This is a genomic window from Parasphingorhabdus marina DSM 22363 (genome assembly GCF_900128895.1).
Taxonomy (GTDB): Bacteria; Pseudomonadota; Alphaproteobacteria; order Sphingomonadales; family Sphingomonadaceae; genus Parasphingorhabdus; species Parasphingorhabdus marina.
Genome location: NZ_FSQW01000002.1, coordinates 1,352,945 through 1,378,637 on the forward strand (window position 1 = coordinate 1,352,945; position 25,693 = coordinate 1,378,637).

The following is a 25,693-nucleotide window of genomic DNA, read 5'->3' on the forward strand; positions in this document are numbered from 1 at the left end:
AGATGAGGGGCGGACAAGGCCAAATGCGCATGGAACAGCATCCGTGCAGATAAAGAAGCTCAAACTTTCGGGCTTCAAGAGCTTTGTCGATCCCACCGAACTGCGGATCGAGAAAGGTCTCACCGGTGTTGTCGGCCCCAATGGCTGCGGCAAGTCCAACCTGCTCGAAGCGATCCGCTGGGTCATGGGGGAAAGTTCTCCCAAATCCATGCGCGGCGGCGGCATGGAAGACGTGATTTTTGCCGGAACCCAGGATCGCCCTGAGCGACAATTTGCCGAAGTGGCATTGCATGCCGAGCGAGAGACCGACGATGTCTCCTCACTTCATGTCGGTGACAATGACAGCGAACTGGAAATTGTCCGCCGGATCGAACGCGGTGCTGGCAGTGCCTATCGTGCCAATGGCACAGACGTCCGGGCCAAGGACGTCGCGTTGATATTTGCCGATGCCGCCACCGGTGCGCACAGCCCTGCCCTCGTCAGCCAGGGCAAGATCAGCAACGTGATTTCCTCCAAGCCGACCGATCGCCGGGAGATGCTGGAAGAAGCGGCTGGCATTTCCGGCCTGCATGTCCGGCGCAAGGATGCCGAACAGAAATTGCGCGCGGCGGAACGCAATCTGGCCCGGCTCGATGACATATTGGGTGACATGGAGCAGCGGGCTTCGGCCTTGCGCAGGCAGGCGAAACAGGCCGAACGTTACAAGAAACTTTCTGGCCAGATTTCAACCGTCGAGGCGCGCCTCATCTACGCCCGCTGGCAGGAAGCCGCTGCCGCTGCCGATGCTGCCAATGCAGAAGCCGAAGCCGCCGAGGCCAGCGTCAACAGCTGTCAGAACGCACAGCAGGAGGCGGTCAAGGCGCAGAATGACAGCGCCCGGTCGCTGGGCCTGATCCGCGCCGATCTCCAGAAGGCTCGCGATGAAGCCAGCGAGTCCGGCCATCGGCTCGTCACCCTGACCAATGAGCGGGACAATCTGAAGTCGCGCCTGCTCGATCTCGAATCGCAAGCCCGCCGCATTCAGGAAGACAATGCCCGCGAAGACCAGCTGACCCGCGATGCGATGGAGGCGCTGGCACAGCTGGAACAGGATGAAAGCCGGCTTGCTGCCCAGCTCACCACGCTGGAAAGCGAGCGCCCGGATCTCGAGAAGCAGGCGGAAAAAGCCGAACGGGCCGCCAGCGAAAGCGAAGTGGAACTGGCGAAAGCGGTGGCGGAAGAGGCGCGTATTCAGGCCGAGATCAAGGTCTCGGATGCCGCGCTGGAAGCGGCACAGACCCGGCTCGACCGGTTGTCGGCAGAACTGGATCGTCTGGCCGCCGAACGCGCGGAAATGGGCGATGAAGAGGAATTGCAAGCGGCGCTGGAAACAGCCCAATCCCAGCGCGAGACGGCGCAAACTGCGGCTGAATCGGGAGCCGCAGCCATCACTGCACTCGAAGCCGATCGGGTCGCGGCCAGCGAAGCCCGGGATGCAGCGGAATCTTCGGTGGCGTCGCTCAAGGCGGAACTGGCCGGCCTGCAAGCCGAACATGCCGCGCTCGACCGCGAATTGTCGCGAAGCGAGAGCGATCACAAGGCCATCGACCAGATTCGCGCTGGCCAGGGCTATGAACGCGCCCTGGCTGCCGCACTGGGTGACGATCTGCTGGCGGCTGTCGGGGAAGATGGAGACCGGTTCTGGGCCGGCAGTCAGGGGCTGGCGAGTGCTGGCAAAGCACCGTCGGGCTGCGAAATCCTCCGCGATCATGTCGAAGCCCCCGAAGCGCTGCATGATCGTCTCGCCCAGATTTTCGTCGCGGAAAGCGATGACGGGCAACAGCTCGCGGTGGGGCAACGCCTCGTAACCAAGGCAGGTGCGCTGCGCCGCTGGGACGGATTTGTGGCGCGCGACGATGGCAATGCCAGTGCCGAACGGCTGGTCCGCGCCAATCGCCATGCGGAACTGGAAAGACTATTGGCTCCCGCCACGGATAAGGTGGCCGAGGCCGAGACTATATTGGTGCAGCAACAGCAGACACTGTCCGCCACCGAAGAACAATTGTCAGCCGCACGGGAAGCGCGTCGCACGGCTGAAGATCAGTTACGCCAGACGCTCCGCGCAGTGGATCAGGCGGAAGAAGCCCTCGCCTGGTTGCAGAAGCGCACAGCCAGCCTGAGCGATCGCGAGCAGGCGCTCGCAACCGACAAAGCTGCCGCACAGGCCGAACTGGAATCCGCCGAACAGGAGCGCGCCGGTCAGCCGGATGGCGCGGCGCAGGAGGCAGCGCGTGCCGCCTTGCAAAATCAGCGTGATGCCGCACGGGATCAGGTCATGTCGGCGCAGGCTGCGCTGTCGGCGCTGGATCAGAAACTGGCGCAGGTGAAGGAACAGAAAGCCGTTGCCAGCGCGCAGATGCGATCCTGGCGCGACCGGTCCAGCGAGGCTGCCACCCGTATGGCCGAAATGACCAAACGCGCGGCGGAGATTGAAACCGAAGTCGAGAAGCTGGCTGACCGGCCGCGAGTCATCAATGTCCAGGTCGAAGAGCTGCAGGGCCAGCAGGATCTGCTCAATGCGGCCGTAGCCGAGAAGGACGAGGCGCTACGTCAGGCGGAGCTGGAACAGCGGGATCATGAAGACCGGCTTAATGCCGCCAGCGAAGCACTCAGCCAGGCCCGCGAACAGCGCGCAGGTGCCAAGGCCCGCGCAGAAAACCAGGAACTGCGCCGGGTCGAAATGGGCCGGATCTCGGGCGAGAAATTCGAGTGCCCGCCACAGATGCTTCCGGAGAAAGCGGAGTTTGACGCGGAAACGGTCGGCGACGCGGGACTGGAATCTGCCGAACTGGAACGCCTCACGCTGAGCCGCGAACGTATCGGGCCGGTCAATCTCGTCGCCGCCGAAGAGCTGGCGGAGCTTGAGACCGAGTGGGAACAATCGACCCAGGAAAGCGCAGAACTCAATGAAGCGATCAACCAGCTGCGCGGTTCAATCGGAAGCCTCAACCGCGAAGGGCGTCAGCGACTGCTCGCCGCCTTTGAAGAAGTCGATCAGCATTTCCAGCGCCTGTTCACCACCCTGTTCGACGGCGGCAAGGCGCATCTCGAACTGGTCGACAGCGATGATCCGCTCGAGGCCGGCCTCGAAATCATGGCGCAACCGCCGGGCAAGAAGCTGACATCGCTGACATTGCTCTCGGGCGGCGAACAGGCTTTAACCGCTGTGGCACTTATATTCGGCCTGTTTTTAACCAATCCGGCACCAATCTGTGTGCTCGATGAAGTCGATGCACCGCTGGATGACGCCAATATTGAGCGGTTTTGCGACCTGCTCGACAAGATGGTGGCGGAAACCAACACCCGCTATCTCATCGTGACCCACAACGCCGTGACGATGAGCCGGATGCATCGATTGTTCGGCGTCACGATGATCGAACGCGGGATCAGCCAGCTGGTGTCGGTGGATCTCGACGCCGCCGAGGAACTGATCGCCGCCGAGTAAGGCGGCGCAGCCCGGCCTGTTTGGGCGCAAAAGCGGACTCTGCCTAATTCCGTAAACGCTTTGGACTGACTTTTTCACTCGATCCAGATCAGGTCATTGACATTAAGTCGATATATATCGATATAAGAATCATGCGAAAAGCGAGAGCCCCTTCCAAAGCCACCAGGTCCGCCCTGATTTCCCTGCTCAATGCGTCAGAGGGCAAGTACGGCTACGAAATAATGCGAGAGGCTGGCATAGGACCAGGCACACTCTATCCGATGCTTGCCCGTCTGGAGGATCAGGAGATTCTGGTGTCGCGATGGCAGGAAGCCAGCGTCGAGGGGCGGCCGCCCCGCCATATTTACGAGCTGACCAAAACGGGCCGGATTTTTGCGCAAAGCCTGGTCGATGCCACGCATTTGGCACCAGCCCCTCAGCTGAAGCCGAAATCAGCATGATGCGGCACCAGCTGATGCGTCTGATACAATTTCTGACGCCGGATCATCGCGAAAAATGGGCGCAGGCCATGTGCGCGGAAATATCGACTTTCAGCACCGAGAGGAAAGCCGTCATCTTCGCGCTGGGATGCCTGATGGCCTGCTTTCGCTTTCATATGGAAATGGAAATCTCACCCTTCAAAAACTGGAGCAGGATCATGCAGGACAGGTTTACGATTTCGGCATTCATCGCGGGAGTGACGGCATGCCTGACCGGGCTGGCCTATCTCGCCGTTTCGGGAGCTCCGGACTCGATGCTGGTCATCAACGGCATGGCGCTGGTGGCGGGGATACTGATCGCGATGGCCGTGATGGTGTCGGTGCGGAATACCAACGGTTTTGTGACCATGGCCGCAGTGACCGGTTCGGTGATCCTGCTTGGCACGGCGGCAATTGGCCATGCCGTGGAGGACGCAAGACGTTGGGTCCTGATAGGACCGTTCTTCATTCAGACCAGTCTGATTTTTCTGCCGTTGATCGCGCTCTGTTTCGCCAGAATCCAGAATATTTGGACGACATTGGCGGTTGTAACAGCGGGTTTTGCCATCGCCATTCAGCCGGACCGGGCGATGGCGGCCATGCTGTTTGCCGCGATTGCCGTAGTCTGCTGGATGCGGCCAGGCCAATGGACGTTCAGCGCGGCGATAGTTTGCGCTATCGGGCTTTTGGCCACATTGTTTCAGCCCGACCGTATTCCGGCTGTTCCGTTTGTCGATCATATCCTCTGGACAGCCTTTGATGTCCACATCATGGCCGGACTGGCGCTCTGGATCGGCTGCCTGATACTGGTGAGCCCGGTATTTTTTGTGCCGCGAAACGAACGCAGCGCAATCCACTACACGTTCACCGCGTGCTGGGTTGCGCTGATTGCGGTCGCTGCGATGGGTGCCTATCCCACGCCAGTCGTTGGATATGGCGCCAGTGCGATCATGGGATATTTCCTGAGTCTGATCATCGTGCGACAGGTTCCGCAATCGGATTCCGTGGCGGACGTCACCTCACCGGGTTTTCCCGATACCGACAAGGGAGAATCACCCCTGAAAAACAGCAGCCCCGTCTTCGCGCCTTGAAGGTTGGTAGCTCCAACCTTTCGTTGGCTCTGCCGCGATCATGCATGGTCCAGACAACGGGCCCGAAATCAGGCCTGACAGAATGGCCGCGGAGGCATTCCCGGTTCTAGAAATCCACCTGCGCTCGAGCGCCAAAGACATCAACCGTGTAATTATTGCCCGAAGCCGCCGAAACAGCCGCATTGTCATATTCGATATGGGAATAGTTGAGCATGAAGCGGACATAGTCTGCCGGTGTCCAGATCAGCGAAGCCTGATACGCATTTTGGGTTCCGCCGATGATACCCGCGTCGGACAGGTCGAGATAGTCGAACCGGACATTGGCCTGCAACGCCCCGGCACCGCCATCACCGACAGCCGCATTGGGTTTCACCCGGTCGAACTTCCCGCTCTTGTAGCCGCGACTATCCCCCTTGGTGAAGAAATAGCCGGCCTCGACATAGCCGCCGAAGAAGGTGGGATTGGCAAGGCCGCCAGGGCGCGTGGCCTTCAGCCAGTGCGCCTCGCCCGCGACGTGCAGCGGGCCGCTCAGAACAGCCGCTTCCAGACCATAGCTGGTTTCCCTGGTCACCGTGAAATTGCCGGTATTGATGAAACGCGTATCCGTGGTGTGGATCGCCGGCCGCTGGCGATAACGCATTGCACCAGACTGGTCATTCATGTCGCGCCAGTGGACCGATCCGCCGAGATGCCATTGCGTATCACCGGTTTTCGGCATGAACACGACGCGGCCATCCAGTCCAATGGCATTCGCTTCATCACTGCTCAGATCGTCAAAATTGGACGTAAACACGCCACCCTGGGCGAGAAAATCACCGCTCTTATATTCGCCGGAGACACCCACGCGCCGCTGAAAGCCAAACGCATCGGTAAAGGCTGCACGTTCCAGAAAACTGATGTGCAGGCTGGAGGTCAGCTCTTCAAAGGACTGGAAATTGTTATGTTGCCCGACCGTGAATTTTGCCGCGCCGTCCTTGTAGGTCAGAACCGCGTCGGTCACGACGACTTCATTATCGGCGACGTCTACTTCGAACTTGTAGCCAAAGCCGCCGGGAATATCGCCCTGCACGCCAAGACGCGCGCGCCGGATTTCCGATTGAAAGCCGAGGCCGTTATCGACAATCGAGCCTGGGGCATTGACCGTTCCGGCGTCATATTGCAGGCGCCCGCGCGGCTTGAATGACCAGCCGCTGGATGTGGAAATCTGGGGTGCGCCCTTCCAGGTGACTTTTTCCGTGTTCGCAGCCGCGAGTTTTTCGTCTGTGGCCGCTACCTGTTCGGCCACCGCAGAAACAGCTTCTGCCTGGCTGGCCTGGCTGGTCCGGACATTATTGAGCTGGGATCGCAGGCTTTTAACTTCGGCTTCCAGCTGGTTCAGCCGGTCCAGCAACGCTGCCGCCTGTTCTTCGGTAATGGCCTGTGCAGCTGCACCGTGAGTGGGAATCGCCAGCGCGGCAGCTGACAGAAAAAGCAGAGATTTTTTTGGCAAGGGAGCCTCCCGGACAGGGTGTGATATCGTTGGTTGTGGCGGCTCTAGGAAGTTTTGGTGACAATTTGCGGACAATATTGTTGCGGTTTTTTTACACCTGCTTTTCGGGATAGCCATGAACCCGCTTTTGCTGCTTTGAAAACGGGTAACCGGTGCGATTTTCCATAAACTCCACTGGCTTATCCGGCCAGAGCTTCATACAGTCTCCCCATGTAAAAAGGGGTTCATGATGAAATTGCGTTACCTTCTTGCCGCCTGCTGCCTGTCTTCGATGGCCACAACCGCTTTCGCGAAGGATGTCGCGGACAATCGTTTTACCGCCGAACGCGTGTTCGACCTCGAATATGCGGATGATCCGCAGATCTCGCCGGATGGTTCCACCATTGTCTATGCGCGCAAGTCGATGGACCGGTTTGCCGACCGGGTGAAAAGCGAACTCTGGTCCGTTGATACCCGGAGCGGCGCCCACCGGCCAATGGTGACGGGGCAGAGCAGCTCTTCGGTTCGCTGGTCGCCGGACGGAGACCGGCTGGTGTACCTCACCTCAACCAATGGCAAACCGGACATGCGTCTGCGATATGCCGACAGCGGCGAGAGTTTTTCGCTCGGGCAATTCGAATTTCCGCCCAACGCGCCTGTCTGGTCACCCGACGGGAAATCCCTGGCCTTTGCCATGCTGGTTCCGGACAAACCGGTGACGCTGGCCCAACCGCCAAGGGCGCCCAAAGGTGCCAATTGGGCAAAGCCAGTTAAGGTCATTGACGATCTTGTTTTTCGATTCGATGGCGCCGGCTATCTTCCGAAGGGCACGCGCCATGTCTTCGTACTGAGTACAGAGGGCGGAACAGCGCGACAGATCACCCGTGGCGACAAGGAATTTGGTGCACCGCAATGGCTCGACAATGACACCCTGCTGGTGACCGGCAATGATGTGGAAAATGCCGATCTGGATCCGATCGAGAGTGAAATTTACCGGGTGACCCTGTCTGACGGATCCCGGACGGCCCTGACACAGCGTGATGGTCCGGACATCGCTCCCCGTGTTTCCCCGGACCGTTCGCGCATCGCCTATCTCGGCTATGACGACAAGCTGAAAGCCTATCAGCAAACGGACGTCTATGTGATGAACACTGACGGGTCGGGCATCCGCAATCTGACCTCAGGATATGACCGGTCGATCGGCAGCATCGCATGGCGCGCGGACGGTCGCGCCCTGATCGCACAGTCAGAAGTGGATGGGGCGCTGACACTGGTCTCCATCGACCTGTCCGGCAATGTCCGCCAGCTGCAGCGGGATGTCGGTGGCACATCGATTGGCCGTCCCTATGCCAGCGGCAGCTTCTCGGTGGCCAGTCGCGCGGGCGGCAGCACACCGCTGATTGCCTATACCAAAGGATCTGCCCAACGTCCGGCGGACGTGGCTTATGCGCGCGGGGGCCGCGCTGCGCGTACCCTTACAAATCTCAACGAAGATGCGCTCGGCCATTTGCAACTGGCAACAATCGAGGAAATCCAGATCCCGTCCAGTCATGACGGGCGTCCGATCGAAGCCTGGGTCGCCCTGCCCCCGGACTTTCGTGCCGATGGCAGCTTTCCGCTGATTCTCGAGATTCATGGCGGCCCGCACACCATGTACGGCCCCTTTTTCGCTGCCGAGATCCAGCGATTTGCCGCGGAAGGCTATGTCACGGCCTATGTCAATCCGCGCGGTTCGACGGGTTATGGGGAGGAATTCGCACAGCTCATTGATCTCAACTATCCGGGTGAGGATCATGATGACCTGATGAGCGTGGTCGATGCGCTGGTCGCGCGCAACTATGTCAGCGCGGATCGATTGTTCATTACTGGCGGTTCGGGTGGCGGCGTCCTCACCGCCTGGGCGGTTGGCAAAACCGATCGCTTTGCCGCCGCCGCGACGATCAAGCCGGTGATCAACTGGGCCAGCATGGCCCTGTCAGCCGACATATCACGCTTTGTCAGCCGGCACTGGTTCCGGGCACAACCCTGGGAACAGCCCCAGGAATATTGGCGCCGCTCGCCGCTTTCGCTGGTTGGCAATGTCAAAACCCCGACCATGGTGATGGTTGGCGAGGCCGACTGGCGGACACCGACCTGGGAAGCCGAACAATATTATACCGCGCTCAAGGTACAGAATGTCGACACGGTTCTGGTTCGCGTTCCCGGAGCACCGCATCTGATTGCCGGCCGGCCCAGCCAGCTGATTGCCAAGACCGACAATATCATGGGCTGGTTCGCCAAATATGATCCGGCCGGAAAAGAGGAAAACGCGGCTGAGGATTAACATGTCGTACGTTGGTTTTCGGTCACAGAGACAAGAAAAAGGGCGCAACTCCGGGAGAGTTTGAACAGCTTTTCATTCATCTCCCAGCACCAGCTGCGGGCCCGGACCCTTTAGTCCCGCGCGGTCCTCCGGATTGTAGAGCGCACATTTTTTTAGGCTGAGGCAGCCACAGCCGATGCATCCGTCCAGCCGTTCGCGCGTCCGCTCCAGCTCGGTGATCCGTCGGTCGATGACCTTGCGCATCGCTTTGCTGATCTTGCGCCAGTCAGCTGCCGTCGGCGTTCGGCCGTGCGGCAGCCGCGCAAGCTGGCTTTCTATTTCGCTGATGCTCAGCCCCAGTTGCTGGGCGATCAGCACAAAGCTGAGGCGGCGGATATCACTGCGCAAAAACCGGCGCTGATTCCCGCCGGAACGGAAAGGCTCGACCAGTCCCTTGTCCTCATAGAAGCGGATGGCGGAGACCGAGAGCCCGGTTCTGGCGGCGAGTTGGCCGATGGTGAGTGTGGGCGTTTGAGGCATGAGTCTGTCCTTTCCTGCGCCGTATCCCTGCGCAGGCAGGGACCCATCCCGCAACGCCGGCGGTTGACGCGACGGTCAAGGCTTGCCCCGCGATCCGCCGATCCGCCGATCCGCCGATCCGCCGATCTGCAGCAACTTTCGCGACGCTGTTTAAGTCCCAACCAACCCCCGGATCGAACCGGCGGGAGATGGGCTCATGCCTTTGCAGGAGCCCAATGAGCGGTTCTCAAAATATATTTCTTGACCTCAACTTAGCTTGAGGTTGTACGAATCGCAACTGTGGACAGCAAAAGCGCTGTTTGACGGGCTTTGGAGCGCCGGAAATCATGACTCCCTGAACCCGCAAACACCCGTCCAGCTCGTCCAGCAACGGCAAGCACTCGCAGGTTTCAGAAGGAGAATAGGCGATGAAGATGAACCAGGTCACCGTGGGGTGCACGGACTATGAGCGGTCCGTCAATTTCTACCGGCGGCTGGGGCTGACCCAGATTGTGGACTCTCCGCCCCGCTATGCGCGGTTCGAAACCCCGGGCGGCGAGACCCTGTCGATCCATGCGGTGGAAAGCATTTCAGCTCCCACCACCATGGTCTATTTCGAACTCGATATGCTCGACGCCGTGGTCAAACGACTGCGGGAGTCGGGGATCGCCTTTGACAGTGGGCCGACAGATCAAAACTGGGGCTGGCGTGAAGCCCATCTCAGCGATCCGGCCGGCAACCCGATCTGCCTTTTCCATGCCGGTGACAACCGGCGCTTTCCGCCCTGGCGCATCCCGACCACAGAATTCACAACAGGAGAAAAACCATGAGCACAGGAACACTCGAACATGTCAACCTGACCGTCACCAGCCCGCAGCGCAGCGCAGACCTGGTCTGCGACCTGTTTGGCTGGGAGATACGCTGGCAAGGTCCATCGCAAATGGGAGGTCATTCAATCCATGTCGGCAATCCCGGCAATGGCGCGGATTATCTTGTCTTCTACACCAATGACGACGTGGAGGCCGCCGATCCGAAATTTCGGAAAGGCACCCCGCTCAACCATGTCGGTGTGACAGTAAACGATCTGGATGCCGTGGAAGCAAAGGTCAAAGCCGCCGGACTGGAACCCTTTGGCCACGAGGAATATGAACCGGGCAAGCGGTTCTATTTCTTCGACTGGAACGGGATCGAATATGAGGTCGTGAACTATGGTTGACCAACCATATCCCGCCTGACGGTCAGGCCATCATGGCCCCTGGCCCCGATATGCAGTAACCTGTCCCCGCTCCGGCGCGAACCGGGGGCAGGAGATCCAAGCCATGACCTATAAATTTCTCGACATGCTGACCACCGATGCGGTGAAACAGGCGCAGGCCGACAATGGCGCCCGGGACCAGTGGGAAGATTTTGCCGGCGAGCGCCTGTTTGACCGTTTTGACGACAAAGCCGCCGCTTTCATTGCTGCACGCGACAGCTTTTACATGGCCAGCGTTTCGGAAAATGGCTGGCCCTATCTGCAGCATCGCGGCGGCCCGGCGGGATTTTTGAAGATCCTCGATGATCAGACGCTCGGCTTTGCGGATTTTCGCGGCAACCGGCAGTACATCAGTCTCGGCAACACCCGCGCCGATGACCGCGTTGCGCTGTTCATGGTCGACTATCCCCGGCGCAAGCGCCTCAAGCTGCTCGGCCATGTCCAGGCGCATGCGCTGGATGCGGACCCGGACCTGACCCGCCGCATCGTCGACCGCGACTATGCCGGCCAGCCCGAGCGGGTCATGACAATTTCACTCGAAGCCTATGACTGGAACTGCCCGCAACATATCATTCCGCGCTACACCAAAGACATGGTCGACCAGGCCGCCAAACCGCTGCAGGACGAGATCGCGCGGCTGACAGCCGAGAATGAAGCGCTGAAAGCGCGACTGCAAGGCGATGCGTGAGCGCAACCCTAGCCGTCATGCTGAATTCATTTCAGCATCCATCTAGCCCAGCCATGGATCCTGAACCAAGTTCAGGATGACGATGTCCGCTAAATCACGCTAGTGCCGACAGGATTGCGGGTCGATTTTAATCACATGCCCATTCGATTCCGCTTCAACTGAATCCCCAACCCGACACTGTCGGAGCAGTACAATTGGTACGCGGGTACGCATGATCACTCCTTCCCCGGTTTTGACCATGACCACCATGTTGTCAGCGCCCCGGGCACTGTACCCAGCCGATGATCCGAAACTCACTATAGTGGCTTCAGTTGCCGTGAAGGGGCCCATTTCTGCTCTTTGTTCGATCCCGTACGAATAGACCAGAGCCGCTACAATCATCGCCACGATGGCAATTGCGCTCCACTCCCTTGACAACCAGTGCCGAAACATACCGACCCTTTACAGTGTCGGATTCACCAGCACTTTCTCGCCCGTCGCTTTCTTCTCATAGGCCTTGGCGGTTTCGGGATCGATCATGTCCATCAGGCTGATTTCACTGGAATAGTCGCTGTGGAAAATGCCATTGCGTTCCTCGACCGTATACATCCGCATTTCCATCATGCGTTCCATGCCAACCTCTTCGAGATGCGGGGTCAGCAGCCAGCCGCCGACACCCCAGTAGAGACCGTAACCCGCGCCGAGAATCGTGTCGCCGGTATCGAGACGTCCATAGATATAGACCTGCTTGTTGACGGTGGAGCCATAGACACTGAATTCCGCGCCGCGCTTGGCCGCAGCCTGTTCCATGGCGGTGAGGATGTAATTGGCCATTTTGCCACCGCCAATGGCATCAAAGCCCAGCGTCGCACCGGTTTCGGCCAAAGCATCGACAAGCTTCGGCATGAAGTCGTCCTTTGATGAATCCAGCACATGTCCCTCCGGCAGACCGATATCTGTCAGGATTTTCTTCTGCGCATCGCTCCGCACAATGGCGACCAGCGGAATATTTTCCTTCAGGCACAGCTTCGCGAGCATCTGGCCGAGATTAGAGGCGGCCGCGGTGTGGACCAGCGCCTCATGACCTTCGGAGCGCATCGTGTTGACGAAACCCTGCGCGGTCATCGGATTGACGAACAGGCTGGCGCCTTCTTTCGCCGGCGCGCCTTCCGGGAGCGGCACACACATCATCGCGGGCATTACGCGGTGGGTGCGATACATTTCTCCGCCAACGATGGTGACGGTCTTGCCAAGTAGTGCCTGTGCCGCGTCAGAGGCTCCGGCAGCCACCACCTTGCCTGCGCCTTCGTTTCCTGCCGGCAGCTTCTTGCCCTTGCGACCGGCGAAAATGCGCATCATCGCCGGATCGATATCCGCAACCAGCGCCGGGTGACCGTCGACCGTCTCGCTGCGCACCGTATCCATCTGGGCGGGTGCGGTCAGCAGGCCGAGATCGGACGGATTGATTGGCACGGCTTCCATCTCGACAACCACCTCGTGGTCAGCCGGCTCCGGCACATCATAGGGCTCAATTGAAAGCACCAGCTTGCCGTCGTCGGTTACGGTGGTGAAAAGTTGTTTGGCGTTGTCGATGCTCATCAGATGTTCCTCTTTTAATATGCTGATTTCAGAATGTCTTTGCGGCGTTCAGGGCGCCCATACGTTCGGTAATGGCGAAAAACTCTTCCACCGTTTCGTCAATAATCTGTCTGGCAGTTTTTACCTCGTCAATCAAACCGGAAGACTGTCCGGCCAAACCAACAGCCGCTTCCATGTCCCCGCCGAAATAGACATCCAATATGCCCTTGAACGTATCTGGCGGCATTAAGCCATCTTCATGGATTTTCGCGGTCCGCTCGGTTTTCAGCGCGCGAATGCAGGGCGTGGCTTTCTTGTTCAGCACATAGGTGCCGGTTTCCTTGGCATCCAGAATTGCCTGCTTGTAATTCATGTGTACCGGGCTTTCCGCGCTCGATACAAAGCGCGTACCCATCTGGATCGCTTCCGCACCCAGCGCAAAGGCCGCTGCCATGCCCTTGCCATCGGCAATCCCACCTGCCGCGACCATCGGAATATCGGTCTGCTTGCGGATCGCCTGCAACAGGACAAGAGTCGAAACTTCTTCGGGATTCTTGAAACCTCCGCCTTCCGCGCCTTCCACGACCAGACCGTCCACCCCGGCATCTACGCAGTTCATGGCGGCATCCACAGTGGGGACGGCATGATACACCGTGATCCCGGCTTCCTTCAACGGCCCGATAAATTTGCGGGGGCTGCCCGCAGAGGTCGTGACAAATTTCACCCCGCTGTCGCAAATATGCTGCAAAAGGCCGGGATCCTTGAGAAACATGATTGGCAGATTCACACCAAATGGCGCCTCGGTCAGATCCTTCATCTTTTCGATTTCCGCGAGACAATTCTCCGTCTCTCCGGAAGAGGTCTCGATGATGCCCATTCCTCCGGCATTGCAGACGGCGGACGCCAATTGCGAACGCGCGATCCAGCCCATCGGGGCCTGGACAATCGGATATTTCGCGCCCGTATGTTGCAGAAATCGGTTCATGCTTTTGTTTTCCCTCAATTGTGTCCGGACCGTCAGCCCATTGGATACATGATCTCGCGGCTGATCTTGTAGATCCGTTTCATCATATCCTTGTCGAGTTCCAGATCTGCGGCGGCAAAAATGTCGGGCAGCTGGTCGCTATGGGTCGCACCGACGATGGTGGACGCGACAAAATCATGCTGTTTCGACCAGGCCGTCGCCAATGTGACCGGTGAGACGCCCAGCTCCGCTGCAATCTCCATATAGCGCTTGGTCGATTCCTCGCTCTTCGGATTGACGAAACGTTCCGCCATTTTCTTCTGCCGGCCACCCATTTTCAAATAACTGGAGAATCTCGCGCCCTCCGGGGTCGCGCCATCATTATATTTGCCCGACAGCGCACCTCCCGCTAGCGGGGAATAGGGTATCAGGCTCACCCCTTCTTTCTCGCACACCTGAGCAAGTTCGTCCTCGAACCGCCGGTTGTTCATGCTGAAATTATTCTGGATGGTGCAATAGCGCGCTACCCCAAGACGCTCGGAGGCTTCCAGCGATTTCATCAGACCCCAGCTGGTTTCGTTGGAACAGCCGATCGCGCGGATCTTTCCCGCCCGGATCTGCTCGTCGAGCACTTCCATGGTTTCGTCATAGGCAGTACCATGGTCCGGCCAGTGGGTCTGATACAGGTCGATATAGTCCGTACCGAGCCGCTTCAGGCTCGCATCCAGAGCACGGACAATATTGTGCCGGTCCATCGCCGTCATGCCCGCCCGCTGCGACGACCGGATCCAGCCATGGCTGGGGCCCGAGACCTTTGTTGCGACAATGATGCTGTCGCGGTCCTTGTCCTTGAGCCAGCGCCCGAAAATCTTTTCGGTATCCCCTGCCCATTCCGGTTTCGGCGGTACCGGGTAATTTTCTGCCGTATCGAAAAAGTTGATCCCGGCATCGAGCGACTGGTCGAGGATTTTCCGGGACATGGCTTCGTCCGCCGCACTGCCAAAAGTCATCGTGCCCATACAGATTTCGGACACATAGATGGGGCTCTTGCCCAAACGGCGTTGCTTCATGCCAAGACTCCGGGAGGTTTAATCAGATGATTAAAGATGCCAGAATCCGTGCAAGTTGCAAGGCTTTAAATCACCGGATTGAGACAGTCAGAGCTATCCGGCCTGCCCCACCACCAGACAGGCGAGAAACATCAGAAAACCGGCGAACCGGTTCGACCGGAACTTGTTCAGCGCATCGTCGCCGTCACTGCTTTTGAGCGTGCCGACCTGCCACAGCAGGTGACAGGCCAGCGGGATCAGCGCGGCAAGCGCCAGATAATCTGGCCGCACCATCCAGAAAGCGCCCACCCATCCGGCAAGTGCGAGCAGATAAAAGCCCAGGACACCCGGTCGCACATTGTCCCCCAACCGCAGCGCGCTAGACTTGATACCGACCAGCGCATCATCTTCACGATCCTGCAACGCGTAGATCGTGTCATAGCCGATCACCCAGAAAATGGTGCCGCCATAGAGCAGGAGCATGGCCAGACTCCCGTCCGGCGCAATGGCTAACCAGCCGACCAGCGCGCCCCAGCTGAACACCAGACCAAGCCAGAGCTGCGGCCACCAGGTGATACGTTTCATAAAAGGATAGGCAGCAACAAGCGCCAAACTGCAGAGCGCAACGATCTTGGCGGTCAGATTGATCTGAAACCAGACGACAAGTCCCGCCAGGCACAGCAGGAGAAGCCAGATCCAGGCCGACCGCAAAGAAACCACTCCGCTGGCCAGCGGTCGGCTTCGGGTACGCTCCACCTTGCGGTCCAGATCGCGATCCACAATGTCATTATAGACGCAACCTGCTCCCCGCATCGCCACGGAACCGAGCAGCAACCAGAGAAGGAGGTCCCAGCGCTGGATCGCTCCACCTGCCAGCGCCACGCCCCAGGCACAGGGCCAGAATAGCAGCCACCAGCCGATCGGCCGGTCCAGTCGGGCGAGCAACGCATAGGGTCGGGCCGCGGATGGCAACAGGCCGATCAGGCCGGTATTTTCCGTATCCGGAACGATCTGTGATTCACTGGACATCGCTCCCCTATAAGCCAGTCCGTTTTTTTCGTCATGCGGAACTTGATTAAGCGTCCAGAGCGTCCATAATCCGACAGCAATTCCTGCACTCCGGGAGAAAACCGACCCCATGCCTGCCACACCCGCTTATCCGCCGCGCAGCGCACCACGCCTGTTTGTTGATGTGGAACTGACCGATGGTGCAGAAGTCAGGCTGGATGGCAGCCATGCACATTATCTCCTCAAGGTCATGCGGATTCGCGAGGGCCAGCCAGTCAAGCTGTTTGACGACCGCTCCGGCGAATATCTGGCGCATGTGACGACATTGGGAAAGCGGGACCTCATCCTTCTTGTTGACGGGCTGACCCGTCCTCGCGAACAGGTGCCCGATCTGTGGCTTTGTGCGGCACCGATCAAAAAGGACCGGTTCGCCTGGATTGCCGAAAAGGCCACCGAACTCGGTGTTGCAAGGATGATCCCGGTGCAGACAGAGCGGACGCAGAACCCGATGGGCAAGCCGGAGAAGCTGCGCGCGCACATGATCGAGGCCGCCGAGCAGTGCGAAAGGACATCGCTGCCGGAGCTCGAGGAAACGACAAAACTCGACGCATTGTTGAAGGCCTGGCCAGCGGACAGGCACCTGTTCTTCGCGGATGAACGGATTTTCGAGAGCGGGGAAGGCAGCTTTCGCAAGGCACTTGTAGCCCATGAAGGACCCGCGGCCATTCTCATCGGTCCGGAAGGCGGGTTTTCCGATGCGGAAAATGCTGCGATCCGGGCCCTTTCCCAGACCGTGCCGGTTTCGCTGGGACCGCGAATATTGCGTGCCGACACGGCAGCGGTTGCCGCGATCAGTCTGTGGATGGCCGGTCGCGGAGACTGGAATGGTCCTCCCACCGGGTAAACGCGGGAGCGGCCCGGAAAATCAGCAGATTTCGGAAATTGTAAAATTTCATTAAGTGCGTTTGGGCAGCGATTTTTTTACCAAATATTCAGTCTATTCCCCTACCGGTGAACCATGTTTGTGGGGACATGTGATAGCGGATGGACCAGATCCGGCGCACAATCCTGTGTGAGATACCTGGCGCAACTGTTGCTGGGCCTGATCACGCTCGCGCTTTTTCCGGCGATTGCACAGGCGCAAACCACCACCCAATATACGATCACGGATCCCGGCGTCGCCGACGATATCACCGGATCCCAGATCTGTAGCAGTCCGCTTGTTCAGAATTTTTCGGTGCCGGACAATTTCACGGTTTCGGACGTCGATATCGGTGTCATCGCTACCCATAGCTGGCGCGGCGACATGCGGATCACGCTGGAATCTCCGCTAGGCACCAGGGTCCGGGTGGTAAATGGCAGTGGCGGGGATTCCGGCGACAATTTTGATGTTCGCCTGAATGACGGCGGAACCCAGCTGGTCAATACAGATCCCGCAACCGGCAATCACAACACCGGGCTGCCACTCTACGAAAATAATTTCATTCCCGATAATGCACTCTCTGCATTTAACGGTGAGAATAGTACCGGGACATGGCGGCTGGAAATCTGCGATATCTTCCCGTCGGAAGATGACGGCAATTTCCTTCGCGCCGACCTGTTTCTGACCGACACGCCGCCATTTGCCGATCTGTCTGTCAACAAAACGGTCAACGACAGCAGCCCGAATAACGGCAACAATGTTACCTACACCATCACTGTGACCAACGCCTCCAGTTCCCCCTCGACCGCCACCGGCATCGTCGTCAATGATCAGCTTCCGCTGGGTGTTACCTATGTCAGCGATACCGGCGGAGGGGCTTATAATAGCGGGACTGGCAACTGGTCAGTCGGCACGCTGGCTCCGGGAGGCAGTGCAACGCTCAATATCGTCGCGAATGTGACGGCCACTTCGGGGGCAACGGTCACCAATGCCGCGGAAGTGACAGTCTCGTCGATATTTGACCTCGACTCCACGCCTGGCAACGGCGCAACGGGCGAGGATGATTATGATGATGCCAGCTTTACGGTTGCTGGCACACGCATCGCTGGCACACCGCCGAGCCTGTCGACAATCTGTTCGCCGGCCAACCAGATCCTGTTCGACTGGAACGGCAAGGCCTGGACAACAGGATCTACCAACAACAATTTCACAGTGGCCGGGATCGGGGTCACGAATTACGCGATCACCACCGATGTGGCTTTCGTCACCGGTTCTCCGGCGATCAACTCGACCAATACAGGCGGACAGGGGGCGACGGAACAATCCCTTTTCCTCAACATGAACAACAATACCCGTTCCGACACGTCAACGACCGTGCTCACACTGCCCACCGCAGTTCCCGGCCTGCAATTCACTTTGTTCGACGTGGATTTCGGCGCCGGACAATGGGCGGACAAGGTCACCGTGACGGGCACGTTCAATGGCACAACGGTGATTCCCACGCTGACCAACGGGACCGCCAACTATGTGATCGGTAACACCGCGATCGGAGATGTCGGTTCTGACGGCCCGGATCCGGACGGAAACGTGGTGGTTACATTCCTGGCCCCCGTCGACACGGTCACGATTGTTTATGGCAATCATACCACGGCCCCGGTTAATCCCGGCAACCAGTTCATGAACATCCATGACATGAACTATTGCCAGCCCGACACCACATTCAGCGTGACCAAGATCAGCAGCGTGATCAGTGATCCGGTCAGTATCGTTGATGGCACATCTATTCCCAAATCCATCCCCGGAGCCATCGTGCAATATTGCATCCTGATCAGCAACAGCGGCAGCGCGACCGCGACAGACATCGTTGCGACCGACAATCTGGTGGGCAACTACACCTATACTGCCGGATCGATGCAGAGCGGGACCAATTGCAACGCTGCGGGAACGCCCGAAGATGATGATGCCAGTGATGGCGCCGAAAGCGACGGGGTCACGGCTTCCGTCATTGGCACTGTTCTAACCGCCAATATCGCTTCTCTCGGACCATCAGCCAGTACCGCCCTGACGTTCCGGGTGACGGTTGATTAAGTCAGGAACCGGTTAGCCGGCTCGCTTGAGCCGGACGAGAATTTCATCCAGCGCTGACAAAAATCGCGACCGGTCCTGTTTGCCAAAGGGCGGCGGCCCTCCAATATTCTCTGTCCCCATGCCGGCGCGCAGATCATTCATGATCGCGCGAGTTGCCACTGCCGCTCCGATGGAATCGATGGTGAACGGCTTGCCATTGGGTGCCAGCACCAGAGAACCCGCCTTCAGGCAACGCTCGGCGAGCAGGATATCGCTGGTGATGACGACTGAACCGGCGCCTGCCTGCTCCGCAATAAGGTCATCAGCGGCGTCAAACGCATCGCTGACCACCACACGGCTCACCAGTGGATGCTGCGGGATCCGGAAATGGCTGTTGCTGACTATGAGTACGGGTATTTCGTGACGATAGGCGACCCGGTAGATTTCTTCCTTTACCGGGCAGGCATCCGCATCAACCAAAATCTGGACAGGTTCCGTCACTTCGCTCCTCAGTCTCTGCGCGGTTTGCCTTCAAAAGGCCGCTTGCCGCGATGAGGTTTCTTCTTTTTTCCGCCAAACGGACCTTTTGCTCCCTTTTTTCGATCACCGGTATTTTTTCCCGAACCGGAACCGTCAGAGGCTCCTTCATTGGCATATTTCTGCCGCGCCTCAGGCTTGCCGGGTCCGCCTCTCTTTTTCCCCGCATTAGATTTGCCGTCAAAGTCTTTGCCGCCAGCCTTGCTTTCCGCGCGCTTGCGCTTGCCGAATTTCTTGCCTCCGAATTTCTTGCTGGCATTGCTGTAGTCCCGGCCGCCGCCGGCATTGTCCCGGCGTCCCTTGCGGTTCCGCTTCGCCGCATCGCGTGGTGTGCCTTCGAACCGGGTGATCACAATGTCATCCGTGTCATCACCGCCATCCCGTTTTTGCGCAATGGCCTTGGTGAACTTGCCTTCCACCGCCCGGGGAATTTCGAACAGTGTATCATTGCCGTTGATGCGAATGGCCCCGATTTCGTTTTTGGTGATATGTCCACGCCGACAAAGGACAGGCAGGATCCAGCGCGCGTCCGCCCGCTGATTGTGACCGACATCCATCTTGAACCAGACAGTATCCTCAAATCCGGGACGCGGACCACCCGGTGCCGGCTTTGACTGAGCGCCCCGGTCGAGCATCTGCTCCGGCGCCGGCAGTTTTGCGCGGTGGGACTGGACCAGCATGGCGGCGATATCCTCTGGCGTCTTTTCGGCCATGAGCCGGGTCGCCAGCTCGCGATCATCCTCGTCAATTTCAACCGGCTGACGCAGCATTTCGATCAGGCGTTCGGCATCGTTTTTCCGGATGTCCGCACGCGACGGTGCGTCTTTCCATTCCGCACTGATCTTTGCCCCGCGCAACATCGATTCGACCCGCTTCCGGCGCTGGAAAGGCACGACAAGAACCGCCGTGCCCTTCTTGCCCGCCCGGCCAGTCCGACCCGAGCGATGTTGCAGGGTTTCGGCGTCCCGCGGGATCTCGACATGGATAACCAGCGACAGGGTCGGCAGATCAATCCCGCGCGCCGCAACGTCGGTGGCGACGCATACCCGCGCTCGCTTGTCACGCAGTGCCTGCATCGCCTGATTTCGCTCGCTTTGCGTATGTTCGCCCGACAAGGCGACGGCGCTGAACCCGCGATCCACCAGACTGGCGTGCAAACGGCGCACGCTTTCCCGCGTCGCGCAGAACAACATTGCCGATTCCGCTTCATGAAAACGGAGCAGGTTGACCACCGCATTTTCCGTATCGGACGGCGCGACTGCCACCGCCTGATAGGCAATATCTCCGTGCCCGCGATCTTCACCCACGGTGGATATCCGCAAGGCATCCGTCTGGTAGCGCTTCGCCAGCGCGACAATCGGCCTGGGCATGGTGGCCGAGAATAGCAGCGTGCGGCGCTCTTCGCCCGTTGCGTCGAGGATTTCTTCCAGATCCTCCCGGAAACCCATGTCGAGCATTTCGTCCGCTTCATCGAGGACGACCGCCCTGAGCTTGCTCAAGTCCAGCGCCCCGCGTTCCAGATGGTCGCGTAGACGCCCTGGGGTCCCGACAATCACGTGCGCGCCGCGCCGCAGCGTCCGCCGCTCCTTCGAAGCATCCATGCCGCCGACACAGGTGGCGATCTGCGCCCCCGCCTTGGCATAGAGCCAGCTCAGTTCCCGGCTGACCTGCAGAGCCAGTTCACGGGTGGGTGCAATGACCAGTGCCAACGGTTCAACGAGGAACGGGAACCGGCCGCTGTCTTCGAGCAACTGTGGCGCCATCGCAAGACCGAACGCTACCGTTTTTCCGGATCCGGTCTGAGCCGAAACGATCAGATCACGCCCTTCCGTTTCCGGTTCCAGAACGGCCGCCTGCACCGCTGTCGGCTGGTCATATTCGCGCTCGCTAAGGGCTTCGGCGAGAAGCGGGGAAACTGTATTGAATGACATGAAAATTCCGTCAGCGGCAAAGTTGAAAGCACACCGGGAATGCCAGTCACCGGTGGTTTGAAAGGATTGTCGTATGATTACAGAGCTTGTGCCGCCGCGTAACCGCTTGCCCAGGCCCATTGAAAATTATAGCCACCAAGCCAGCCGGTGACATCAACGGCCTCGCCGATAGCATAGAGTCCGGGCATCTGCCTAGCTTCCATATTTTTCGACGAGAGACCGGCGGTACTGATGCCGCCTGCGGTGACTTCGGCCTTGGCAAAGCCTTCGGTACCATTGGGCATGAACCGCCAGTCGGCCAGGCGTCGTGCCGCATCCTCCAGCTTGCGATCGGCCAGGTTTCCCAGATCCCCGGTGAGCGCAATCCGATCGATCAGGGTTTCGGACAAGCGTGCAGGCAGACATTCTGCAATCGCTTTTTTAAGCTGCATCCGCGGCTGTGCGCGTTTGAGGTCCACCAGCCAGCCGATCGCCCGATCAGGCAGGAAGTTGACCGTTACTGGCAACCCGTGTTGCCAGTAGGAAGATATCTGCAAAATCGCAGGACCCGAAAGGCCCTTGTGGGTGAACAATGCGGCTTCCCGGAACGCCGTCTTGCCGCAGCTGGCGATGACCGGCGCGGAAACTCCGGACAATGACCGGAACAGCGTTTCTTCCCCGCCAAGTGTCAGTGGCACCAGCGCCGGACGCGGTTCTACGATTTTCAAACCGAACTTCCGGCCCAGTTCATAGGCGAATCCCGTCGCACCCATTTTGGGAATGGATGGCCCGCCGGTTGCTATGACCAGAGACGAGGCCTTCGCCGTACGATCGCCACATGTCACACAATATTCGCCATCTGCGTGGCTCACATCGGAAATCGGCATCCCAAGTGACAGTTTGACATGGTTCTCCGGACATTCCGCGAGCAGCATGGCGACAATCTGTTTCGCCGAACCGTCGCAAAACAACTGGCCAAGGGTTTTCTCATGCCATGCAATATTGTGCCGGTTGACGAGATCAACAAAGTCGGTGGCGGTATATCGGCTCAGCGCCGATTTCGCGAAATGCCGGTTTTCGGACAGAAAACGATCCGGCGCCGTGTGAATATTCGTGAAATTACAGCGCCCGCCGCCGGAGATGAGGATTTTTTTCCCGGGCTCCGCAGCATGATCGATGACCAAAATATTTTTGCCGCGCTGCCCGGCAATGGCCGCGCACATCAGCCCCGCGCCTCCGGCGCCGAGGATGATTGCGTCATAGGCGGTTACAGGTTTTGTCATGGGAAGGGCCAATTCACAAATATCAGAAACGGAATTTGAGAAGATGGCCCGTTCCAGGCCCTTGCTTGCGCTGCGGGAATTTTCAGGGCGCCGATCACTAAGATCGGTTCTGTTCCAGAAAATTGGTGGAGCCTAGGAGGATCGAACTCCTGACCTCTTCGCTGCCAGCGAAGCGCTCTCCCAGCTGAGCTAAGGCCCCGTTAGCGGCGCCTTTAATGCAGATGCGCCGCCTTTTGCAAGCCCTAACAGGGCCTGCCGTATCAAAATTACGTTTCGTCGTCTTCGTCGTCGCCCTTGCCCTTGCTGACGCCGAGGTCATCGTCACCACCGAGGTCGACTTCATTATCCGGAGACGGCTCATCATCGTCGATGTTGATGTCCAGATCATCATCGTCGATCGTATCTTCTTCTTTTTTCGCGTCTTTCTTCGGCGCTTCTTCAAACGGCATCGGCTGCTTGGACTTCAGGCCCGGCTCCGGGGTCCAATTTTCACCGCATTCAATGCAGGACACGGGATCTTCCTTGCCGAGATCATAAAAGCGTGTTCCGCATTTCGGGCATGTACGTTTCGTGCCCCATTCTGGTTTGACCATGGCTGGTTCCAAATCCTTGTTTGTCAGGTTTCCTGGTGATGCCCGACTCTGTCAAAAATGAATCGTTCATCCAATCGGGGCGCGCCTTGCCATAGCTTGGTCGCGCTGTCAAAAGCCGTTTCACATAAGGGCACGAATCAATTGTGCTTTACCGGATTGCAAAGTTGACAAATGACCCAGAATTCCTCTGCCAGCAAAACCAGTAAGCGATTTTCTCCAGCTGGGCCCCTGTCCGGAAAAATCACCGTTCCCGGCGACAAATCGATTTCCCACCGAGCCCTGATCCTGTCTTCCCTCGCGATTGGCAAAAGCCGCATAACCGGGTTGCTTGAGGGTGAGGACGTTCTCGCCACCGCAGAGGCGATGCGCGCCATGGGCGCCAAAATCGAAAAGAACGACGATGTCTGGACGGTCCATGGCGTTGGTACTGGCGGGCTAATGCAACCCGAGGCTGCGATTGAGATGGGCAACAGCGGGACATCCACCCGTTTGCTCATGGGTCTGGTGGCCTCGCATGACATCTCCACCACCTTCACCGGTGATGCATCCCTGACTGCTCGGCCAATGGGCCGCGTCATCGATCCTCTGTCCGAAATGGGTGCAAATATTCAGGCGAGACCATCGGGTGATGGAAAGTCCTGCCTGCCGCTGACAGTGCGCGGCATTTGCCCGGCCGTTCCGATTGCATATCGCCTGCCAGTGGCCTCTGCGCAGGTCAAATCGGCCATATTGCTCGCGGGGCTCAATACTCCTGGCATAACCAGAGTCATGGAACCGATCCCGACTCGCGACCATAGCGAAACCATGTTGCGGGGTTTCGGCGCCGAACTGGCGGTTGAAACCAATACAGATGGTGTCCGTACCATTTCATTGACAGGCGAAGCAGAACTGAATCCCCAGAACATCAAGGTTCCGGGTGACCCCTCTTCCGCAGCCTTTCCGGTGGTCGCCGCCCTGCTGGTTCCGGGATCGGACATTGTCGTTCAGAACGTGGGAATCAATGCTACCCGGGCCGGGCTGTTTCAGGTGCTTCAGAACATGGGGGCCGACCTCACATTCAAGCGCAAGCGAACAGTCGGAGGCGAACCGGTGGCCGATATTCACGTCCGCCACAGTGCATTGACCGGCATTGAGGTTCCATCCGGAATTGCGCCGTGCATGATCGATGAATTCCCCGTGCTGTTTGTCGCGGCATCGCTGGCCGATGGAGTAACCCGAACAACCGGATTGCAGGAATTGCGGGTCAAGGAATCCGATCGCCTGAGCCAAATGGCACGGGGACTCGAAACACTCGGTGTGGAAGTCACGGAACAAGCTGACGGCCTGACCATTCAGGGAACGGGTGGCAAGCCGCTCACCGGAGGGCGCAACAAACCGGTGATTGAAACCGCCCTTGACCACCGGATCGCCATGAGTTTCGCAGTCGCGGGCCTCGTCACCAAGGGAGGGCTGGCTCTGGATGACATGACCCCGGCGCAAACCAGTTTTCCGGGATTTGTCGAAATGCTGAAGGGACTGTCAAAGGCATGATTTCAGACCTTTCCGCCAATGTCATCGGAATATTGGGAAGCATCCTGATCGTCGCAGCCTATGCCTATAATGTCTATGCCACCAAAGTTGACCCCTTTGTCTACAATGGCGCGAACCTTGCCGGTGCCGGGCTGTTGACGATCTCGCTCACTGTACATTTTAATCTGGCTTCGCTGTTGCTCGAGATCGTCTGGATCGCCATTGCTCTTGGTGGATTATGGAAAGCATGGCGGCAGCCGGCGGAGCGGCAACCATGATTATCGCTATCGACGGCCCCACCGCATCCGGGAAAGGCACGATTTCAAGGGAACTGGCCGCGCATTTCCAGTTGCCCTTGATGGATACCGGGCTGCTGTACCGGGCCGTAGGCTGGACCGTGAGGGAAATGGGCGGTGATCCGGACAGCGAAGAAGATGCACTGAAAGGCTGCATCTTCGAAGGAGCTCTATTGAGCGATCCGGTTTTGCGAAACGAAGGTGTTGGCGCATATGCCAGCAAGGTTTCGATACATCCGGCGGTCCGACAGACGCTGAACAAGCGGCAAAAAGACTTTGCCACCCAACCTGGAGGCGCCATTCTGGACGGACGGGACATAGGCACGGTGATTGCACCAGATGCCGATGTGAAGCTGTTTGTCACGGCATCCGCGGAAGCCCGGGCGGTGCGGCGGTTTGAGGAAATGATTGGCCGAGGCGAGAAAGTCAATTTTGACGACATACTTGCGGATATCATGAAGCGGGACGAGCGGGACATGAACCGGTCTGCGGCACCGCTCAAACCCGCGGAAGATGCAGACTTGCTAGATACAACAGATTTGACTATAGGCGACGCCGTTCAACAGGCGATTGCTCTGGTGAATGCGAAGATAAGCAGCCGGCGCGACAAAGATCCGGCATAGCAAAAATATGAAACGCAGGACGGACTGATCCAGGATCATTCCGGCTCGGGCGTTTCTTTTGCTGTTTTGTGCTCGGTCCCGCATTTCACGAAATGGCAGTTTTCTGGGGG

The 25,693-nt window shown here is 58.6% G+C and carries 22 protein-coding genes and 1 tRNA gene; 12 read left to right on the forward strand and 11 right to left on the reverse strand.

The window, feature by feature from the left end; translation table 11 throughout:
• The first annotated feature begins 43 nt into the window (after nt 1-43).
• The 3 genes from smc (at nt 44) to BUQ90_RS16230 (ending at nt 5,033) form a co-directional block, all read left to right on the forward strand.
• Nucleotides 44-3,484, forward strand: coding sequence for a chromosome segregation protein SMC (gene smc / locus BUQ90_RS16220; RefSeq protein WP_074206138.1), 3,441 nt, complete (start codon nt 44-46; stop codon nt 3,482-3,484).
• Between the two features lie 131 nt (nt 3,485-3,615).
• Entirely contained in the window at nt 3,616-3,924 is a 309-nt protein-coding gene (locus BUQ90_RS16225; protein ID WP_074206139.1) for a PadR family transcriptional regulator, read from the forward strand.
• A 14-nt stretch (nt 3,925-3,938) separates the two neighbouring features.
• Nucleotides 3,939-5,033: a hypothetical protein gene (locus BUQ90_RS16230; protein ID WP_143182893.1), complete on the forward strand. Its 1,095-nt coding sequence runs from the start codon at nt 3,939-3,941 to the stop codon at nt 5,031-5,033.
• A gap of 106 nt (nt 5,034-5,139) precedes the next feature.
• Here the strand turns inward: BUQ90_RS16230 and BUQ90_RS16235 are convergent, their stop codons facing one another.
• A complete protein-coding gene (locus BUQ90_RS16235) occupies nt 5,140-6,522 on the reverse strand; it encodes a porin (protein ID WP_074206141.1) in 1,383 nt (460 codons plus the stop codon).
• Between the two features lie 229 nt (nt 6,523-6,751).
• On the opposite strand from BUQ90_RS16235, the gene BUQ90_RS16240 reads away from it, so the two are divergent.
• Nucleotides 6,752-8,824: a S9 family peptidase gene (locus tag BUQ90_RS16240; RefSeq protein ID WP_074206505.1), complete on the forward strand. Its 2,073-nt coding sequence runs from the start codon at nt 6,752-6,754 to the stop codon at nt 8,822-8,824.
• Nucleotides 8,825-8,896: 72 nt separating this feature from the next.
• Here the strand turns inward: BUQ90_RS16240 and soxR are convergent, their stop codons facing one another.
• Nucleotides 8,897-9,343 (reverse strand): redox-sensitive transcriptional activator SoxR, encoded by a 447-nt coding sequence (gene soxR / locus BUQ90_RS16245; RefSeq protein WP_074206142.1) that lies wholly within the window; start codon nt 9,341-9,343, stop codon nt 8,897-8,899.
• 407 nt (nt 9,344-9,750) lie between these two features.
• Here soxR and BUQ90_RS16250 point away from each other — a divergent pair, with 407 nt between their 5' ends.
• From BUQ90_RS16250 to BUQ90_RS16260, 3 genes are all read left to right on the forward strand, one after another.
• On the forward strand, nt 9,751-10,152 hold the full coding sequence (locus tag BUQ90_RS16250; protein WP_074206143.1) for a VOC family protein: 402 nt from the start codon (nt 9,751-9,753) through the stop codon (nt 10,150-10,152).
• The gene (locus BUQ90_RS16255; RefSeq protein WP_074206144.1) at nt 10,149-10,538 is read left to right on the forward strand and encodes a VOC family protein; all 390 of its coding nucleotides are present in this window, start codon (nt 10,149-10,151) and stop codon (nt 10,536-10,538) included. The genes BUQ90_RS16250 and BUQ90_RS16255 overlap by 4 nt, the downstream gene beginning before the upstream one ends.
• A gap of 103 nt (nt 10,539-10,641) precedes the next feature.
• Nucleotides 10,642-11,265, forward strand: coding sequence for a pyridoxamine 5'-phosphate oxidase family protein (locus tag BUQ90_RS16260; protein WP_074206145.1), 624 nt, complete (start codon nt 10,642-10,644; stop codon nt 11,263-11,265).
• 441 nt (nt 11,266-11,706) lie between these two features.
• Here the strand turns inward: BUQ90_RS16260 and BUQ90_RS16270 are convergent, their stop codons facing one another.
• The 4 genes from BUQ90_RS16270 to ubiA form a co-directional block, all read right to left on the reverse strand.
• Complete coding sequence (locus tag BUQ90_RS16270) at nt 11,707-12,843, reverse strand: MDR/zinc-dependent alcohol dehydrogenase-like family protein (RefSeq protein ID WP_074206147.1); 1,137 nt, start codon at nt 12,841-12,843, stop codon at nt 11,707-11,709.
• A gap of 28 nt (nt 12,844-12,871) precedes the next feature.
• Nucleotides 12,872-13,807 (reverse strand): NAD(P)H-dependent flavin oxidoreductase, encoded by a 936-nt coding sequence (locus BUQ90_RS16275; protein ID WP_074206148.1) that lies wholly within the window; start codon nt 13,805-13,807, stop codon nt 12,872-12,874.
• 32 nt (nt 13,808-13,839) lie between these two features.
• Nucleotides 13,840-14,856, reverse strand: a complete 1,017-nt coding sequence (locus BUQ90_RS16280; RefSeq protein ID WP_074206149.1) for an aldo/keto reductase — start codon at nt 14,854-14,856, stop codon at nt 13,840-13,842.
• Nucleotides 14,857-14,949: 93 nt separating this feature from the next.
• Nucleotides 14,950-15,864 carry a 4-hydroxybenzoate octaprenyltransferase gene (gene ubiA / locus BUQ90_RS16285; RefSeq protein ID WP_074206506.1) on the reverse strand — a complete coding sequence of 305 codons (915 nt, stop codon included), beginning with the start codon at nt 15,862-15,864 and terminating at the stop codon, nt 14,950-14,952.
• 109 nt (nt 15,865-15,973) lie between these two features.
• On the opposite strand from ubiA, the gene BUQ90_RS16290 reads away from it, so the two are divergent.
• Nucleotides 15,974-16,747 (forward strand): 16S rRNA (uracil(1498)-N(3))-methyltransferase, encoded by a 774-nt coding sequence (locus BUQ90_RS16290; RefSeq protein WP_074206150.1) that lies wholly within the window; start codon nt 15,974-15,976, stop codon nt 16,745-16,747.
• Nucleotides 16,748-16,915: 168 nt separating this feature from the next.
• Nucleotides 16,916-18,853, forward strand: coding sequence for a proprotein convertase P-domain-containing protein (locus tag BUQ90_RS16295; protein ID WP_159437123.1), 1,938 nt, complete (start codon nt 16,916-16,918; stop codon nt 18,851-18,853).
• A gap of 12 nt (nt 18,854-18,865) precedes the next feature.
• Here BUQ90_RS16295 and BUQ90_RS16300 read toward each other — a convergent pair whose 3' ends face one another.
• From BUQ90_RS16300 to BUQ90_RS16320, 5 genes are all read right to left on the reverse strand, one after another.
• Nucleotides 18,866-19,333 carry a YaiI/YqxD family protein gene (locus BUQ90_RS16300; RefSeq protein ID WP_074206151.1) on the reverse strand — a complete coding sequence of 156 codons (468 nt, stop codon included), beginning with the start codon at nt 19,331-19,333 and terminating at the stop codon, nt 18,866-18,868.
• 8 nt (nt 19,334-19,341) lie between these two features.
• Complete coding sequence (locus BUQ90_RS16305; protein WP_084192823.1) at nt 19,342-21,300, reverse strand: DEAD/DEAH box helicase; 1,959 nt, start codon at nt 21,298-21,300, stop codon at nt 19,342-19,344.
• 77 nt (nt 21,301-21,377) lie between these two features.
• Entirely contained in the window at nt 21,378-22,562 is a 1,185-nt protein-coding gene (locus BUQ90_RS16310; RefSeq protein WP_074206152.1) for a BaiN/RdsA family NAD(P)/FAD-dependent oxidoreductase, read from the reverse strand.
• A gap of 123 nt (nt 22,563-22,685) precedes the next feature.
• Nucleotides 22,686-22,761 (reverse strand) — tRNA-Ala (locus tag BUQ90_RS16315).
• A gap of 67 nt (nt 22,762-22,828) precedes the next feature.
• Nucleotides 22,829-23,155, reverse strand: coding sequence for a TIGR02300 family protein (locus tag BUQ90_RS16320; RefSeq protein WP_074206153.1), 327 nt, complete (start codon nt 23,153-23,155; stop codon nt 22,829-22,831).
• Between the two features lie 171 nt (nt 23,156-23,326).
• On the opposite strand from BUQ90_RS16320, the gene aroA reads away from it, so the two are divergent.
• The 3 genes from aroA to cmk are packed head-to-tail and all read left to right on the forward strand — an operon-like array spanning nt 23,327 to nt 25,583.
• The gene (aroA, locus tag BUQ90_RS16325) at nt 23,327-24,685 is read left to right on the forward strand and encodes a 3-phosphoshikimate 1-carboxyvinyltransferase (RefSeq protein WP_074206154.1); all 1,359 of its coding nucleotides are present in this window, start codon (nt 23,327-23,329) and stop codon (nt 24,683-24,685) included.
• Nucleotides 24,682-24,942 carry a CBU_0592 family membrane protein gene (locus BUQ90_RS16330; protein ID WP_074206155.1) on the forward strand — a complete coding sequence of 87 codons (261 nt, stop codon included), beginning with the start codon at nt 24,682-24,684 and terminating at the stop codon, nt 24,940-24,942. The genes aroA and BUQ90_RS16330 overlap by 4 nt, the downstream gene beginning before the upstream one ends.
• Nucleotides 24,939-25,583: a (d)CMP kinase gene (gene cmk / locus BUQ90_RS16335; RefSeq protein ID WP_074206508.1), complete on the forward strand. Its 645-nt coding sequence runs from the start codon at nt 24,939-24,941 to the stop codon at nt 25,581-25,583. The genes BUQ90_RS16330 and cmk overlap by 4 nt, the downstream gene beginning before the upstream one ends.
• Nucleotides 25,584-25,693: the final 110 nt, after the last annotated feature.